Origin of the sequence: Affinundibacterium nitidum (genome assembly GCF_014284155.1) — a bacterium.
Lineage (GTDB): Bacteria > Pseudomonadota > Gammaproteobacteria > Burkholderiales > Burkholderiaceae_D > Undibacterium > Undibacterium nitidum.
This window is the reverse complement of the sequence record NZ_JACOFZ010000001.1, coordinates 308,369-323,220: the sequence shown is the minus strand read 5'-3', so window position 1 is coordinate 323,220 and position 14,852 is coordinate 308,369. Positions and strand designations below refer to the sequence as shown.

Genomic DNA, 14,852 nt, shown 5'->3' with positions numbered 1-14,852 from the left:
ATTTCCATGAGCCAACATAGTCAGTTCTCACTTCTAAAAGAGCGCCGTTTCGCGCCATTTTTCTGGACACAATTTTTTGGTGCATTTAATGATAATGTGTTCAAAACCGCTCTGCTGACGATCCTGACTTACGATGCTTTGTCTTGGACAAATATGGATGTTGGCTTGTTGAATAACCTAATTCCTGGTTTATTCATTTTGCCTTTCGTGCTCTTTTCAGCGACCTCAGGACAGCTAGCCGATAAATTCGAGAAAGGCAAAGTTGCCCGCTATGTTAAATTGCTCGAGATCGGCATTATGATCATCGCTGCAATCGGTTGGATGAACCACCAACTCTGGCTGTTGATTGTTGCAGTCGCAGGTATGGGGATTCATTCCACATTATTCGGTCCAGTCAAATACGCTTATTTACCTCAACACTTACGTTCAGATGAACTCGTTGGTGGGAATGGTGTCATCGAGATGGGAACCTTTGTTGGTATTTTGCTCGGTGAGATTCTTGGCGCGATGCTGGTAGTGCATAAACCATGGGGCATTGAGCTGGTGGCTGGCGGCACGATTGTGATTGCGATCATTGGATGGCTTGCGAGTCTGCGTATTCCAGATTCTCCAGCACCAGCTCCAGAGTTAAAGATTAATTGGAACTCTGCGACAGAGACAGTCCGCAATATTCGATTTAGCAGTCAAAATCGACCGGTATTTTTATCATTACTGGCAAACTCGTGGTTTTGGTTTTATGGTGCGATCGTACTCGCCCAATTTCCACTTTATGCTAAAGATTATCTACATGGCGACCATGGTGTTTTTGTTTTATTGTTGACGGTTTTTTCTTTTGGAATCGGTGCTGGTTCATTGCTATGTGAACGTCTATCAGGCCATAAAGTTGAGATCGGCTTGGTACCATTTGGTGCGATCGGTTTATCCTTGTTCGGTTTTGATCTGTTCTTGTCTAGTCTCGCTTATACGAACCAAACAACAGTGGATGCGTGGTCGTTCATGCAGCAGACCGGTAGCTGGAAAATTATGTTTGATATCGTGATGATAGGTATCTTTGGTGGACTCTATATTGTTCCCTTGTTTGCTTTGATCCAAACACGATGCGATCCTAAGCACCTTTCTCGCACAATTGCAGGTATGAATATCATGAATGCATTGTTCATGGTTGTGGCTTCTTTAGCTGCAATGCTAATGCTGAAACAAGGTTTCACGATTCCGCAGATATTCATGGCAACAGCGGTATTAAATGGCTTGGTTGCTATTTATATTTTTAGTGTCGTACCTGAATTCTTAATGCGTTTCGTGGCGTGGCTCTTGATTCATACCGTTCATCGTGTGCGCGGTATTGATGTTGACCGCATTCCAGATGAAGGACCAGCCGTCTTAGTTTGCAACCATGTAAGCTACATGGACGCCATCGTAATCATGGCTTACAGCCCACGTCCAATTCGTTTTGTGATGGACCATGGCATTTTTAAAATTCCGTTTTTGTCATGGGTATTTCGGACCGCGAAAGCAATCCCCATCGCACCGGCAAAAGAAGATCCATGGTTGATGGAAAAATCTTTCATCGATATCGCTCAAGCTTTGCACGAAGGCGATCTTGTGTGTATTTTTCCTGAAGGTAAATTGACCAAAGATGGCGAAATTAACGAGTTCAAAGGGGGCGTGATGAAAATTATCGAGCGCACTCCCGTTCCTGTTATTCCAATGGCTTTGCGTGGATTATGGGGAAGTTTCTTATCTCGGGATAAGGGCAATCCGTTCCAGCGTTCTTTCCGACGCGGTCCATTCTCCCGCCTTGAACTAGTTGTGGGCGAACCCCAGGAGCCTGCATCAGTGACCCCAGGACACTTGCAAGAGGTGGTAAAAAATCTTCGAGGTGATTGGAAATAGACTTTGTTTTTGATTTTTTTGCTTTTGCTCGATTGATTTATTTGAAATTTTGGTAAATCAGTTGACAAGGTTCGCAGCTTTTACTACAGTTGTCGTACTACATTTGTAGAAGGTTGTAATTCTTCGAGGTGATTGCGCTAGTCAATTGCACAGAGAGCGAAATTGTCCAGCAGAGATATGTTCGCTCCCTTACAGGTGAAGTAGTTGGATACAACCATTTAGAACGGAACTTTTTTAGAAGAGAGATCATGAAGATGAAATCAATTATTGCTATCGTTGTGTTGTTAAATCTATGCGCTTGTGCATCAGTAGATACAAATGCGCCCACTGATCCGAGTGTCGCAGTTGAGCGTGAATATACAACTGGCAGCATGCTCCCTCAAAAGAAATCCAAGCGTAATTCTGACGTGAAGACGGTAAGTGGTGACGACATGATCAATATGCCTCGTGCAGCGACTCCAACAGATCCATTGGGCCGTAAGTGATCTTTAATCGATAAAGAAAAACGATAAAGAAAAGCGACAAAAAAAAAGACTTGCAGCGTAGCGTTGCAAGTCTTTTTTATTTTTTTGATGACTAGTGTTGCCAGAGCGCTAGGCCTCCTGCAATATGCCATGCATTAGCATATCCTAAACGTCGTAGGCATTGAACGGCTTGCGAGCTGCGGCCTCCAGTACGACAGAAAAACAGAAGAGGGGCTTTTGCGTGGTCTTCTGTGCGTAACCATCTATCTACGCCGTTGGCTAAACGACTTAAAGGCACGTGCAAAACCTCAGTACCAGCTGGTACATCGAAATGGCTTAACTGCTGTTCGTATGGTTCTCGTACATCTACCATGACGGTGCCTGGGTGCGTGCGAAGAAACTCGTTGAGACCTGAAGATGGGATCGTTACATCTTCTAGCTTGCACTCTTGAGATGACTCGAGGCGGGATACGAGTTGTTTTTCAAAGTCATGTGCGACACAAATCAAGGTATGCTTTGAAAACTGATTCTCGATGTCGCTTCTTTGTTCGTTGCTTAGGCGTTCATTGCGTAATACATCACCGCAAAAAGCGAATTGTATTTGTGATTCTGTTGAACCATACAGATAGACAAAGTGTGTTTCCGTTTGCAGTTGGGAATCCAACTTCCGAATTTTCATTTTGCCTAAGCTTAGATACTTTTCAGAGCTCTCCAAACTTGACGAGTTTGAGTCGGTATAGAATCCGCTTGGATCGTCGTTCTGTGCGCCCGAATACGCATCTGCTAATAGCTTGATTAAAGATGAATTATGAAGATCTTGCTGAGGATGACTGTTCGTTGCCAGTACAGCCTTTACCGAGTAATGTTGACAGCGCATATACTTCGCAATTCGTTCAATTAATTCAGGAAGTGGATCAATCACCACGCACTCTTTAGTGGCCGCGTTTGCAATGATCCAAGTACATGCGGCGCCAAAACTGAGTTGCATTACGCCATCTGCCGGCAGGGGCTCAATGTCACCTGTCACCATGCAAGTCTTGCGCAAAGCTTCACCGCATACGCGCACACGTTTGCATGCCTCATCAATATAATCTTGGGTGGTAGCAGGGCCAAATGATACACGCACTGCGCTAGCTGCCTGCCATTCAGGTAACGCCATTGCTTGCAAAACGAAACTTGGCTGGGCCTTTGCAGCACTGCAGGCAGATCCTGCGCTGACGCGTACATCTGCAGCATCAAACAGATCAAGAATTTCTTTGCTGGTCAAACCTGGGACTGAAAAATTGAGTGTCGTCGGTAGACTTTCTTCTAGCGAAGCATTCAGTATTAAGCCAGGAAATGCATCACGCATCGCCTCCAAAAGCTGTAAGCGATATCGACTGAGCGTCGCGTGATCACGAAAGCTGATGCCATCACCCAAGGCTTTCATCACTGCACCAAGCGCGGCGATTCCCGATACGTTTTCAGTACCCGAGCGTAAGCTACTCTCCTGGCCACCACCTGCTAGCAATGGTGTAAACGGCGCATCCTTGTGCACGTATAGCATGCCGATTCCTTTTGGCGCATAAAGCTTATGTCCAGAGAAAAGGGAATAGTCGATCCTGTGCTGATTGAGTTTCAGTGGAAGTTTTCCGAGTGCTTGAACACCATCGACCAACCAATATGCCGGGCTATCTTTGATGAGATTTTCAATACTCACTAAATCGGTAATAACACCTGTTTCATTGTTAGCCGCCATGGTGCAAATCAAACCGGCGTCTTGAATATGTTCTTCGATGAATTTTAAGTCGTGCCGACCAGCATTGTCGACGGGAATAGCAAGGATACGGAAATTCAAATTAAGAACAGTATTCCAGTGATGGAGAGACTCAGGTACAGCTTTGTGTTCAGTCGCACCATATAAAAGATCAGTCCCTACTTTTTCATCCTGCGCCTGTTTTTCGCGGAGTGCGAGCAGAGCTGAAAACACCGCTGTTTGTATACCTTCTGTCGCGCCACTCACAAAGAGAAGTTTGCCTTCTGAACACCCAAGCAAGTCGCAAGCAGTGGCTCTTGCTTGCTCCATCACCGCTTTGGCTTGCAAACCACTGCTATGTACACTGCTTGGATTGCCATAGTCATCTTCCATAACAGCGCGTGCTGCTTCAAGGGCAAGCGGCATGACAGGCGTAGTAGCATTTGAATCTAGGTAAATAACGCGGGAAGAAATTGACATGGTTTCCAAGGAGGCGAAAGAGAGCAATTGACGATAATTTTCACTGCTTATAACCAAAACGAATAAGCGTATTCGTTTTGGTTATAAGTAGGCGTCAATTTTAGCAGAATAGGCTTCAGAGACAAGTAGATCTGAGTCCCAGTATGCATAAACTCGGATACTTTATTGTCTTTTGAGTGTGAGCTTTCTCTTGAATGCGAGGAAATCCCACGCCCAAGATTTGATTGGATGAACTAAAGTCACTTCTGTTTTAACATAGCCGGGAGGTTTGCGCGGCGAAATGGATGAGGTTAGTGCGCTTTAAATTTACTCCGCAACCAAGCGACTAGTTTGCCTAAGATCGGAAGCTTTTGCCATAATTCTTCAGCTGGGTCCCAATAATCTCTGTGTAACTCTATCTTGCCACTCGATGCCAGTACCAGATGCGTTGCTCCATGAACCTCATATGTCTTCTGCTCGAGCTTAAAGTGGAAAATCCAACTCAAGAATACGTGATTTCCTTGCTCGAATACCTCTTTAAACACAAATTTGGGATCGACCGTAGTCCTAAACATATGTGAGAAGATTTTTTTGATACCCTCGACATCATGAACCTCGTTGAAAGGGTCTTTGAAGAAAGCATCGTTCACATATAAGTTCGAAATGTCATGTAAACTTTTTTCACTTAAATTGGAATACCAATCGACGATCGCTTGTACAGGTGGAGTCATGATAAATTAAACCGTAACGAATTTTCTAATTAAAGCGAACCGTAATCGATACGGCAACATTTGCATAAGCTTGAGAACAAACGTAAAACGTTTTGGAAAATGTATCTCGAAATCACCCGCCTCAAACCCTTCGATAATCGCATGCGCAGCTTGCTCAGGCGTTTGCAACGCAGGCATAAAGAAGTTGTTTTTTGCCGTCAGTTCCGTACTGACAAAGCCCGGGTTGATCAAGTAGACATTAATGTTTTTAGTATGTAAATCTGAGTAAAGTAATTCCGCTAAGTTAATGAGTGCAGCTTTGCTCGGCCCATAAACGGTAGCATTGGGCAGCCCTAAATAACCAGCGACGCTGGCTATCACCGCAATACCGCCGCTTCCTCTTGCGATCATTGAAGGCAAAACGCTTTGAATGCCCTGGTACACGCTTTGAAGATTGATGCTGATTGTATTCTCAGTCTCCATCGGGACCAATTCCCATGATCTCTCGGGGTGGTATTTGGCTGCGCAGAAAATAATCAAATCAATTTGGTCAATGTCTCCCTTGAGACTTTGCAAAGCCGTAGCCCAAGATGAACTATCGGCGACATCCATAGCTAAACTAAGCGCTTTCGGGTATTGCGCCGACAATTCAAGTAATCGTTCGATGCGGCGTGCAGAGAGAATGACGTTTGCACCTTTGTCGAGCAAAGTTTTGGCAAGTGCAGCACCAATCCCGCTCGATGCACCGATGATCCAGACTCGTTGCTGTGACCAGTCTCGTATTGGTCGGTTAAGCGGTGTTCGGAATGGAAACATTAGAGTCTCCGACGGAAGAATATGCTTACTTCACCTAGGTCAATACCGAATTTGCTCATTTTGGTTCGATTCACGAGGGTATTGTCGTCGACCAGATACATCCAATCGTCCATATGCATTTCATAGGTGGTGCCGTCGACAGGAAGCAAGAGTACATATTCCCATTTGAAAGCATTACCAGCTAGCTCACCCTGCGCATCACCCTTTACATCATCTGCTCGACCGGACCACCGGTTAGTTCCGGTTTTACTCAAGCGCCAAATACGCTGCTGTTTTGTACCATCGCTGTAGGTAAAGTGCTCATCCAACACCAAATCATCACCGACTTTCTTTCCCTCAATTTCAACGTGAAAGCGTTTAACTACCTCTCCGGATCGCTTCTGAAAAATACCCCATGCATCTGTTTTTCCGACAAAGAATTTTTCCAAATCTAGCTTTGGCGATTCGTTACGATAGACGTTGACGTCGGTGACTGCACAAGCACTTAGCAGCATTAAACAAAACAAACTTATTAGGCGGCGTATCATTTTGTATTCCTTTTGTGTGAATCAATGAGGCAAATAAATGTAAGAATCTTGAGCGCGCATGGGATCAACGCATAGCACATCACTAAAGCAATATTGTCAACCAGTCCTTTTGTCGCACCGATAAAGTCTGCATTCTTTTGTAAGAAATCGAGTAGTGGCAGACTCAAACTTGATGTTGCAAGCGCTATCTTTCCAAGAAATGTCCAGACACCGAAATAACTTGCGTGCTGAGTACTCGTCCCAAGCTGTTCCGAGAGTAGAACCGGCGGCAAAACAAGGTCAGCGCCAAGGCACAGCCCAGAGGTAATGCAAATAATCGTGTAACCATTGACGTCTCCTCGGGTAAGAAACGCTGCTCCGATGAATGCAAAAATAGAGATCAATAGGCTCACCTGCCACACAATTCGACTGCCGAAGCGTTTAGCGCACAACAGCCAGACTGGTAATCCAATCGCTCCGGAAACAAAATAGGAGACTAAAAATTGCGGCAATTTTTCGTTGGCGCCAATTTGTTGGTCTACAAAAAACAGCATCAAGCTCGCCGGTAAAGCAACTGCCAGTGAGTTAATCAAGTAAGCGAGGAACAAAGGCCTTACCTTTTTATCTGTGCTAATTTGACTTATTTGTGACCTGAGACTTGACTGATTTGTTTGATATTCATGTGGCCTGGAAGCGAACTTCAAGAGCACAAAAATAGACAGTGCTATGGCGATCCCAAACAATCCACAATACACCGCGAGTTTGTCTCGCTGCTCATCAGGTGTTCCAATCAGTAGAAATGCCGGTGCGATGCTAGCCAAAATCACGCCGAGAAGTCCGAAAGCTTCACGCCATGTAGCTGCACCGAGCAGGGTAGCCGAGTTTGTTTCAGGCCCCGTTTCCTTCCCCAGTTCTGCTCCCCATGAAAGGTAAGCAATGTTCAACAAACTATGGGCGCTGTAAGCGAAGAAAAGCATAAAGCCAATCCAAACTAAACTCAAATGCAGATCACGTTGAATCCATAGCGGGGGTAACCACAGAGCGGCGAATGCAAGCGCCATTAATACGCCCCCAACGATATAAGAGAGTGGGTGTGATGCCTTATAACGGTTGATTAACACGCCAAGAAACGGATCTTGGAATGTATCGAATAATCGTGTGAAAAATAAGACGTAACCGACGGCAGCCATGGGTAATCCAAGTTGCTGCGTATAGTAAGCAGGTAGTTGCACGTACATGGGCAAGCTCGCCATGGCTAATGGGAGACCTAGTAGTCCATAGAAAACATGCCCGAACCGCTTCATTTTGCTTTTCCCAAAATACGCGCACGTAGATCTTGATCTTTGCTACGTGGGTCTAACCAGATTGAGAAAAAAGCCTGTGCAAACGCTTCATCATTAATTTCGCTAATGAGCTTTTCCCTGCTATAAAAGCGGCAACCTCGTTTTGCGAGCTTGACACCGATAAGTTGATCTCCAGGCTTAACGTCAACAAAGGATTTTTGCATGTAACTACGCCAAAGTTGTAATTGTTCTGGCGTCAATTTACTTCCTTGCAGACGTTTGATCTCGTCAATGCTGGCGTCCACAAAACGATCCCTGCTGATATTTTTGTGGTAGGTTAACTCGAGCGCAAAGTCGTCATCTACATTGAAACTGTTTTGTCCATGCCAAAGTTTTGCGGTGTAAATAGATAAGCCCCACCATGTAAATTCACCAGATCCGAGAAGTTGTGCCTGCGGAATATCCTTGCGCCATTCTTGTGCTTTTGCTGGTGCATTGAAGATCAGCGAGATCAGAATAATGATTGAGCCAATAGTTTTCACGTTAGCCCTTTTTCTGGAGGAGGAACTGATAGACGTCGGTACGTTTTTCCTCGAAGCCTGCTTCACAATACGAAAAATACATCTGCCAAATGCGTTGGAATTTTGGATCGAAACCTTGTTGTGCAATGGCCTCAATCTCTTGGTCAAAGGCCTTATTCCAACGTCTTAAGGTCTCTGCATAATCCAAACCAAAGGCGAATGAATTGGTAGTTTCTAAATTGTATTGCTGCGCATTCGCAATGAACCTTTCAGGGCTTGGCAACATGCCACCTGGGAAAATGTATTGTTGAATAAAATCGGAGCCACTACGATAGCGTTCAAAATGTTTTTCATCGATTGTGATGGATTGAATTAATGCTTTTCCGCTAGGCTTCAGGCAACGCTCAACCGTCGCAAAGTAGGTCGGCCAAAATTTCTCACCGACGGCTTCAAACATTTCAATTGAGACAATCGCGTCATATTGGCTATTCAAATCACGATAGTCACATAATTCAAGTCGAACAAGTTTGTCTAGTTGTTGGCGTTGAATTCTCTCTTGCGCAATTTCTAGCTGGGCTTTTGAAATCGTGATGCCATGAACTTCGATACCTTGCTGAGCAGCGTGTTCTGCAAAGCCACCCCAGCCACATCCAATTTCCAATACCTTGTCACCAGTTTTCAAGCCTAAGACATCGATAATTCGTTGATACTTACGATATTGGGCTTCTTGGAGACTTATCTGATAGTCCTTATAAAAAATTGCACTAGAATAGGTCCAGCTTGGATCTAGCCATAGACGATAAAAGTTATTTCCAAGGTCGTAGTGGGCATGAATATTCTTGCGGCTTCCTTCTTTTGTATTTGATCGTAGTAGATGTTTGATTTTGTACCAGATCGACATGATGCGACCACCAAAAATCGCCTGGTCTAAGGTTGCTTCATTTCGAATGGCTAAACGTAAGAGGGCGGTTAAGTCTGTCGTGGTTATCCAGCCAGCTTCCAGAGCCTCAGCAAAGCCTATATCACCGCTGCGCATGATCTTTGCACATGCACGCCAATCATGGATATGCAAGACGACTGCTTGTGCTTGAGTGGTGTCTCCGAAATGGAGAACATGATTATCAGGAGTCACCAGATGCAAATTCCCGTGCTTTAACTTTGCTAGCATTTTGAGGAAAAATTTCGCAGTGGTAGGCGCCTTCTCCGGGAGCGACATTTTCGCGCCATCGATGTTGAGGCAGGTGTTATTGGTTTGCATCGAAGTCATTTAATGCTCCTCTCGAATTGGTGTGCCGATTGTAATTTTGTGTTTTGAACTTTGTGGTAAGCGAAAGAATGGAACCGCCTTTGACCACAGTAGGAATGCTTGCCAGTGAATTCGCCAAAACACGCCAAATGTCAGTAAGGGTTGCTTTGCGAATGCGATTAGTAAATTTTTTGGAGTAAATAATTTAATCGTAGCGCCGATCGCTGTTTTGATCGTCAGATCTTGATCTTCAAAATAGTCAATTTTCACCACGCTGTGATTTTTGTTGTCTTTGAATTGAAATTCATACCGACCCTTAACCTCGCAGAATGGAGAGACATGCATCGACTTCACACTCTGCAAAATGGTATCTTCTTTCACGCGGTTTTCATTGGAGTTCGTTAGCAGATAGAAGTGATGGTCACCGAAAGTATTGTTGACCTCTGCGATCACACTCAACAATTCATCTTGTTGATCAAAACAATACCAGATACAAATTGGGTTAAACGCGTATGAGAAAATGCGCGGAAAACTCTGCAGCTCAATACGACTGGCTTTTTGCATTCCATGTTCAACGAGCAGTTTGTTCGCCCACACAAATAGACTGGATCCGTCTCTCGGCCCGTAGTCTTTCAAATAAATGGATAGAGGACGCCATTTATTTACGCCGAAGATCGCACTATTAAGAGCATCGCTATTGTTTTCTAACTCTTGAAGGTCTAACCGTAATAGGAAAATAGGATAGACAAAACGATGGGATTTAGGATGCATTCGCTCATGCATCACCTTCCCAACCAACAGTTTTGATCGCAAAGCGAGTTTCATGATTAGAGCTTCATCCATTCAGGAGCAACGCCTATGGCTGTTGCAACTTTTAACGCCGACTTGAGTCCATCCTCGTGAAATCCATAGCCAGACCAAGCCCCTGTAAACCAAACTTTGTTTTTGCCTTGGATCTCGACTAATGCGACTTGAGCATCAATTGCCGCCTGGTCGAAGATAGGGTGTTCGTAATCAAAACTTCGTAAGACTTTCGAAGGTTGTGGTTCTACTGCAGGATTTAGCGTAACAATGACTGGTGCCTTGATTTCAAGACGCTGTAATTGATTCAATAAATAGCTTACACAAACCGCAGCTTGATCTTCCGGTCCTGTCGCCTTGGTACCAATATAGTTCCATGCGGACCATACGTTTTTATTACTAGGTAGCAGACGAGTATCCGTATGCAACACTGCACGGTTGGTCTGATAACGGAATTGCGAGAGTATTTTTCTCTCTTTCTCATCAGCATCCTTAAGCAGCGCAAGACTGGTAGGTGCGTGAGTAGCGAAAACAACTTCGTCGAAAAGTTCCGTGCCCCCATTTGCCGTGACCGCTACCTTGCCTTGTTGACGCTCCACTTTTTCTACTGCGGTATTAAGCCTTTTATCGCTGATTGTTTCGAGAATTTTCTTGACATAACTGCGTCCACCGCCTTTAACGGTTTTCCATTTTGGCCTGTCATTGACCTGTAGTAGCGCGTGATTCAAACAAAATCTGAGAAACGTACTGGCTGGGAACTCAAGAATATCCTTCGGTGAACTTGACCAAATTGCGGCGGCCATTGGAACTAAATAATGCTCTTGAAAGCGGCGCCCATATCCTTCGTTCTTCAACAGTTCACCTAGGTTGACCTTATTGGTCAATGAAGCTTCGAGATTGGCTTCAGCATCCTTATTAAAGCGCAAGATGTCACGCAGCATATTGATGAATGGTATCGACAGCAAATTAGTTCTTTGCGCGAATACGGTGTTTAAATTGGTACCTGCCCACTCGATTTGACCATCATTAACTGAAACACCAAAAGACATGTCGGTGTCGTAACTGTCGATTCCAAGTTCGGCGAAGAGTGCGATTAAATTGGGATATGTTTTGTGGTTAAAAACCAAAAAACCAGTATCAACCGGCTGTGTAATACCATCGACCGTGATGTCGACAGTATTGGTATGGCCACCGAAGTATGTATTCGATTCATAGAGAGTGACATCATATTTTTTTTGCAAAAAATAGGCGCTTGCGAGGCCCGAGATTCCTGAACCTATTACTGCAACCCTTTGACGTTGATCTTGCATTACTCGCTCACTTTTAATGGTAAATATTTGGCTTGGCATTACTTCAGTGTTAATATTAATACTGTTCAGATAAAAACGCTACTAATTAGTAGATATTAATACTTATGAGTATCTTTAGTAAACTAAATTTTAAGGATCAAGCATTTAGACTGCGTGAAGACGCTATTCTTGATGCAACTACAACGATTCTTGCGAGCAAGGGTTTTGACTTGATGACGATGGATGATGTGGCAAATCAAATCGGCATTTCTAAGCCGAGCTTGTACAAGCATTTCAAGTCGAAGGAAGATCTTGTCGGGGCAGCGATGATAAGACTGATCGATGGCGCTATCTCTCAACTTGAGTCCTTGCCAGAGTCATTGAATGCAAAAGAAAAACTCGGTGCGTTGCTTGAATGGGCGCTACGCGTGCGCTTAGGTGGGGGCTTGCCATTTCTCCCCTCGACCAGCAATGCTGTGCGTGAAATGTTAATGCGTAACCTCAAATATGTAGGGCGTGTAATTAAACTGAATAATCAGCTCGAGAAGTTGGTCATTCGAGCGCAGAAAGAGGGCGATCTCAACCCCGATCTTCATTCCGATGTAATCTTGTTTAGCTACTATGCACGCAGTTGCGACCCTGCGGTGGAATATTTGCAAAAATTTAGCAAAATGGATACAGATTCGATTGTTGAAAATATGTTGCGAGTTTGTTTTCAGGGTTTAGAAAAGATCAGCAAATAAATTGCTTAGGAGTAGCGGAGCGGCACCAGGGGAAAAGACAATCTTTATGATTTGAGCCATTTACGTAATTCACTTCGAGTTTGTGGCTTCGCGTAAAGGAAGCCTTGCGCATATTGACAACCGAAAGCCATCAACGCATTTGCTTGCTCTTGAGTTTCTACACCTTCAGCAATAACTGCTAAATTAAGGCTTTGGCTTAATTGCACGATCATCTTTGCGATGCTTGCTTCGCTGTCTAACGAAGAGATCTCGGAGACAAAAGCACGATCAATCTTTAGTTTATCAACGTTGAGCTTTTGTAGCTGACTGAGTGATGAAAAACCTGTACCAAAGTCATCAATCGATATTCGAACCCCCATTCGTTTAATTTGTTGTAAGGTATTAACCAACATCTCAGGATCGGTCATTGCCATGGATTCGGTGATCTCGAGTTCGAGACAATTAGGTGGGATTCGAGAGTCTCTTATTGCTCTTTCTAAGCTCTGCATAAACAGCGGATGCGAAAACTGGGCTTGTGAAACGTTGACTGCGATTTGAAAATCGGCGAAGCCTGATTCACGTAACTGCATCAATTCAAAGCATGCACTGCGTAAAACCCATTCCCCAATATTTACGATGAGGCCAGAATATTCTGCAATTGGAATAAATTGGTCTGGTGGGATGAAATTTCCTTCTTCCGTTCGCCACCTTAACAAGGCCTCAGCGCCAACTGTCTTTCCGCTTTGCATATCGATTTGCGGCTGGTAAACCACAAATAGCCGCTCCCCTTCAAATGCCGCGCGGAGAGCATGCATCATACGTACTCGTTCACGAATCTCCACTCCCATGTCGCGTGTAAAATAAGCATAACCAGAGCGGTTATGTAGTTTCGCGCGTTTAAGAGCGATGTTGGCATCTTTGAGAGCTTCCGAACCACTTAATTCATACTCTGAAAACTTGATTAAGCCTAGGGTCGCCGATAACTGCACATTTTGATGATCGGCAACGAAAGCCTTCTCAAATAAACTCAAGAGTAAGTTTGGGGAGACCAAATCTTCATGTCCAAGGATTGCAAAAATATCGTTGCCGATTCGCGCAATTTGGCAGTTATCACCAAAATGATTTCGTAGTCTTTTTCCCACTGAGCAAAGTAGAAAATCGCCGAACTGATGTCCTAACGCGTCGTTTGTTTCGGCAAAATGATCAATATCGATCAGGGCGAGGGCGCTATCTTCCTTCTTTGGAGAATGAAGGGTGTCGTGCAGACTTTGAAGTAATTGCAACCGATTCGCCAAACCCGTTAGCGGGTCGAAAAACGCGAGGTTGTGCATGCGCGAGGTGAGAACAACATTGTCTAAACAGACGGATACATTGCTACAGAACATATCCAGTAGATGGCGATCAACCGCTTCGTTTAATAAACCAAAATCGAGATACATCGCTAAACTTGCACCGCCTATGTTGCTAAAGTATAGAGCGGTCGCGCTTTGTTCAAATATGTTTCTACGCTCGAAAAGAGCCTTTTGTACGATGGTTTGGGTCGCTTTATCCGAAACCAAAACCAAGGGTTTTTCAAGCCAAGAACTGTATTTCAAACTTCCCGCTACAACCCGTAGGCCGGTAATGATCTCATTTGCCTGCGCGATCTCTTCTTGGATAGGGTGGGGCGTACAAACAAAACACTCTCCATCGACATCAACTAAATCAGTGACATACGAGATGATGGTTTCGGAAAAAGTGCGTAAGTCTTGCATTCCCATCAGTTCGGCGCTGGCTTTGATGATCAATTCTAGGCCGCGGCGACTGGCTGAAATAGCGCAAATTTGTTCATAAGAGCGGATCGCAGAGGTGACCGTAGTAAAAAGTTTTGCTTGGGTCAGTTCCGTCTTATTTTTGTAGTCGTTGATATCGTAATCTCTGATTGCATCCATTTCTGGCGCATATCCAGCTTGCCCAGTACGTAAGATGATACGAACGTCTTTCGATTCTAAAGTATTGCGAATGTATCCAACTAACTGTAGACCAGCGTTATCATCGTCCATGACTACATCGAGTAGTATCACAGCGATTTTTTCACTGTGGAGGAGTACCTGACGCGCTTCGGCAGTTGAGTAAGCATGAAGGAAGTGGAGGCTTCGACCTTGTATCTTTAAGCCTTGTAAAGCAAACATGGTCGCTGAATGAACGTCAGGATCATCATCAATGATCAAAATGGTCCATGGACTCAGATTTATACCGTTCGACTCAGACAGATGCTGAATGTCATCTTCAACAAAGAAAAGAGCATCTTCCTGATGTATTAGTTCGTTCATGAAAGCTTAGGTGTACCGCAGGTAAGGCTGACGCGGTTACCTTTGTAAAGTTGCTGTAAAGAAGCTTATTGTAGGGTTTATTTCCATAAATAAAT

At 44.3% G+C, this 14,852-nt stretch carries 13 protein-coding genes; 3 read left to right on the top strand and 10 right to left on the bottom strand.

The window, feature by feature from the left end:
• Window positions 1–6 precede the first annotated feature (6 nt).
• Both H8K36_RS01370 and H8K36_RS01365 read left to right on the top strand, forming a co-directional pair.
• On the top strand, window positions 7–1,893 hold the full coding sequence (locus H8K36_RS01370; RefSeq protein WP_186915440.1) for an MFS transporter: 1,887 nt from the start codon (window positions 7–9) through the stop codon (window positions 1,891–1,893).
• Between the two features lie 248 nt (window positions 1,894–2,141).
• The gene (locus tag H8K36_RS01365; protein WP_186915441.1) at window positions 2,142–2,378 is read left to right on the top strand and encodes a hypothetical protein; all 237 of its coding nucleotides are present in this window, start codon (window positions 2,142–2,144) and stop codon (window positions 2,376–2,378) included.
• Between the two features lie 91 nt (window positions 2,379–2,469).
• On the opposite strand, the gene H8K36_RS01360 is transcribed toward H8K36_RS01365, so the two are convergent.
• The 9 genes from H8K36_RS01360 to H8K36_RS01320 all read right to left on the bottom strand — a co-directional run bounded on the left by H8K36_RS01360 (window position 2,470) and on the right by H8K36_RS01320 (window position 11,744).
• Window positions 2,470–4,572: an aminotransferase class V-fold PLP-dependent enzyme gene (locus H8K36_RS01360; RefSeq protein ID WP_186915442.1), complete on the bottom strand. Its 2,103-nt coding sequence runs from the start codon at window positions 4,570–4,572 to the stop codon at window positions 2,470–2,472.
• Between the two features lie 290 nt (window positions 4,573–4,862).
• On the bottom strand, window positions 4,863–5,282 hold the full coding sequence (locus H8K36_RS01355) for a nuclear transport factor 2 family protein (RefSeq protein ID WP_186915443.1): 420 nt from the start codon (window positions 5,280–5,282) through the stop codon (window positions 4,863–4,865).
• A 6-nt stretch (window positions 5,283–5,288) separates the two neighbouring features.
• Complete coding sequence (locus H8K36_RS01350; RefSeq protein WP_186915444.1) at window positions 5,289–6,077, bottom strand: SDR family NAD(P)-dependent oxidoreductase; 789 nt, start codon at window positions 6,075–6,077, stop codon at window positions 5,289–5,291.
• Complete coding sequence (locus tag H8K36_RS01345) at window positions 6,077–6,604, bottom strand: DUF3833 domain-containing protein (RefSeq protein ID WP_186915445.1); 528 nt, start codon at window positions 6,602–6,604, stop codon at window positions 6,077–6,079. Before H8K36_RS01345 ends, H8K36_RS01350 begins: the two co-directional genes overlap by 1 nt.
• On the bottom strand, window positions 6,601–7,887 hold the full coding sequence (locus tag H8K36_RS01340; protein WP_186915446.1) for an MFS transporter: 1,287 nt from the start codon (window positions 7,885–7,887) through the stop codon (window positions 6,601–6,603). Before H8K36_RS01340 ends, H8K36_RS01345 begins: the two co-directional genes overlap by 4 nt.
• The gene (locus tag H8K36_RS01335; RefSeq protein WP_222611092.1) at window positions 7,884–8,408 is read right to left on the bottom strand and encodes a chalcone isomerase family protein; all 525 of its coding nucleotides are present in this window, start codon (window positions 8,406–8,408) and stop codon (window positions 7,884–7,886) included. Before H8K36_RS01335 ends, H8K36_RS01340 begins: the two co-directional genes overlap by 4 nt.
• Before the next feature lies 1 nt (window position 8,409).
• Window positions 8,410–9,603 carry a class I SAM-dependent methyltransferase gene (locus tag H8K36_RS01330; RefSeq protein ID WP_186915782.1) on the bottom strand — a complete coding sequence of 398 codons (1,194 nt, stop codon included), beginning with the start codon at window positions 9,601–9,603 and terminating at the stop codon, window positions 8,410–8,412.
• A 51-nt stretch (window positions 9,604–9,654) separates the two neighbouring features.
• Window positions 9,655–10,458: a DUF1365 domain-containing protein gene (locus tag H8K36_RS01325; RefSeq protein WP_186915447.1), complete on the bottom strand. Its 804-nt coding sequence runs from the start codon at window positions 10,456–10,458 to the stop codon at window positions 9,655–9,657.
• Window positions 10,459–10,460: 2 nt separating this feature from the next.
• A complete protein-coding gene (locus H8K36_RS01320) occupies window positions 10,461–11,744 on the bottom strand; it encodes an NAD(P)/FAD-dependent oxidoreductase (protein WP_186915448.1) in 1,284 nt (427 codons plus the stop codon).
• 104 nt (window positions 11,745–11,848) lie between these two features.
• Between H8K36_RS01320 and H8K36_RS01315 the strand changes: the two genes are divergently transcribed.
• The gene (locus tag H8K36_RS01315) at window positions 11,849–12,466 is read left to right on the top strand and encodes a TetR/AcrR family transcriptional regulator (protein ID WP_186915449.1); all 618 of its coding nucleotides are present in this window, start codon (window positions 11,849–11,851) and stop codon (window positions 12,464–12,466) included.
• A gap of 44 nt (window positions 12,467–12,510) precedes the next feature.
• Here H8K36_RS01315 and H8K36_RS01310 read toward each other — a convergent pair whose 3' ends face one another.
• Window positions 12,511–14,757 carry a bifunctional diguanylate cyclase/phosphodiesterase gene (locus tag H8K36_RS01310; RefSeq protein WP_230404263.1) on the bottom strand — a complete coding sequence of 749 codons (2,247 nt, stop codon included), beginning with the start codon at window positions 14,755–14,757 and terminating at the stop codon, window positions 12,511–12,513.
• Window positions 14,758–14,852: the final 95 nt, after the last annotated feature.

Bases quoted from the DNA above. Each gene is read 5' to 3' on its own strand.
- H8K36_RS01320 (WP_186915448.1), bottom strand. From the start codon at position 11,744: ATGCAAGATCAACGTCAAAGGGTTGCAGTAATAGGTTCAGGAATCTCG.
- H8K36_RS01345 (WP_186915445.1), bottom strand. From the start codon at position 6,604: ATGATACGCCGCCTAATAAGTTTGTTTTGTTTAATGCTGCTAAGTGCT.
- H8K36_RS01350 (WP_186915444.1), bottom strand. From the start codon at position 6,077: ATGTTTCCATTCCGAACACCGCTTAACCGACCAATACGAGACTGGTCA.
- H8K36_RS01355 (WP_186915443.1), bottom strand. From the start codon at position 5,282: ATGACTCCACCTGTACAAGCGATCGTCGATTGGTATTCCAATTTAAGT.
- H8K36_RS01360 (WP_186915442.1), bottom strand. From the start codon at position 4,572: ATGTCAATTTCTTCCCGCGTTATTTACCTAGATTCAAATGCTACTACG.
- H8K36_RS01325 (WP_186915447.1), bottom strand. From the start codon at position 10,458: ATGAAACTCGCTTTGCGATCAAAACTGTTGGTTGGGAAGGTGATGCAT.
- H8K36_RS01315 (WP_186915449.1), top strand. From the start codon at position 11,849: ATGAGTATCTTTAGTAAACTAAATTTTAAGGATCAAGCATTTAGACTG.
- H8K36_RS01370 (WP_186915440.1), top strand. From the start codon at position 7: ATGAGCCAACATAGTCAGTTCTCACTTCTAAAAGAGCGCCGTTTCGCG.
- H8K36_RS01340 (WP_186915446.1), bottom strand. From the start codon at position 7,887: ATGAAGCGGTTCGGGCATGTTTTCTATGGACTACTAGGTCTCCCATTA.
- H8K36_RS01310 (WP_230404263.1), bottom strand. From the start codon at position 14,757: ATGAACGAACTAATACATCAGGAAGATGCTCTTTTCTTTGTTGAAGAT.
- H8K36_RS01365 (WP_186915441.1), top strand. From the start codon at position 2,142: ATGAAGATGAAATCAATTATTGCTATCGTTGTGTTGTTAAATCTATGC.
- H8K36_RS01330 (WP_186915782.1), bottom strand. From the start codon at position 9,603: ATGTCGCTCCCGGAGAAGGCGCCTACCACTGCGAAATTTTTCCTCAAA.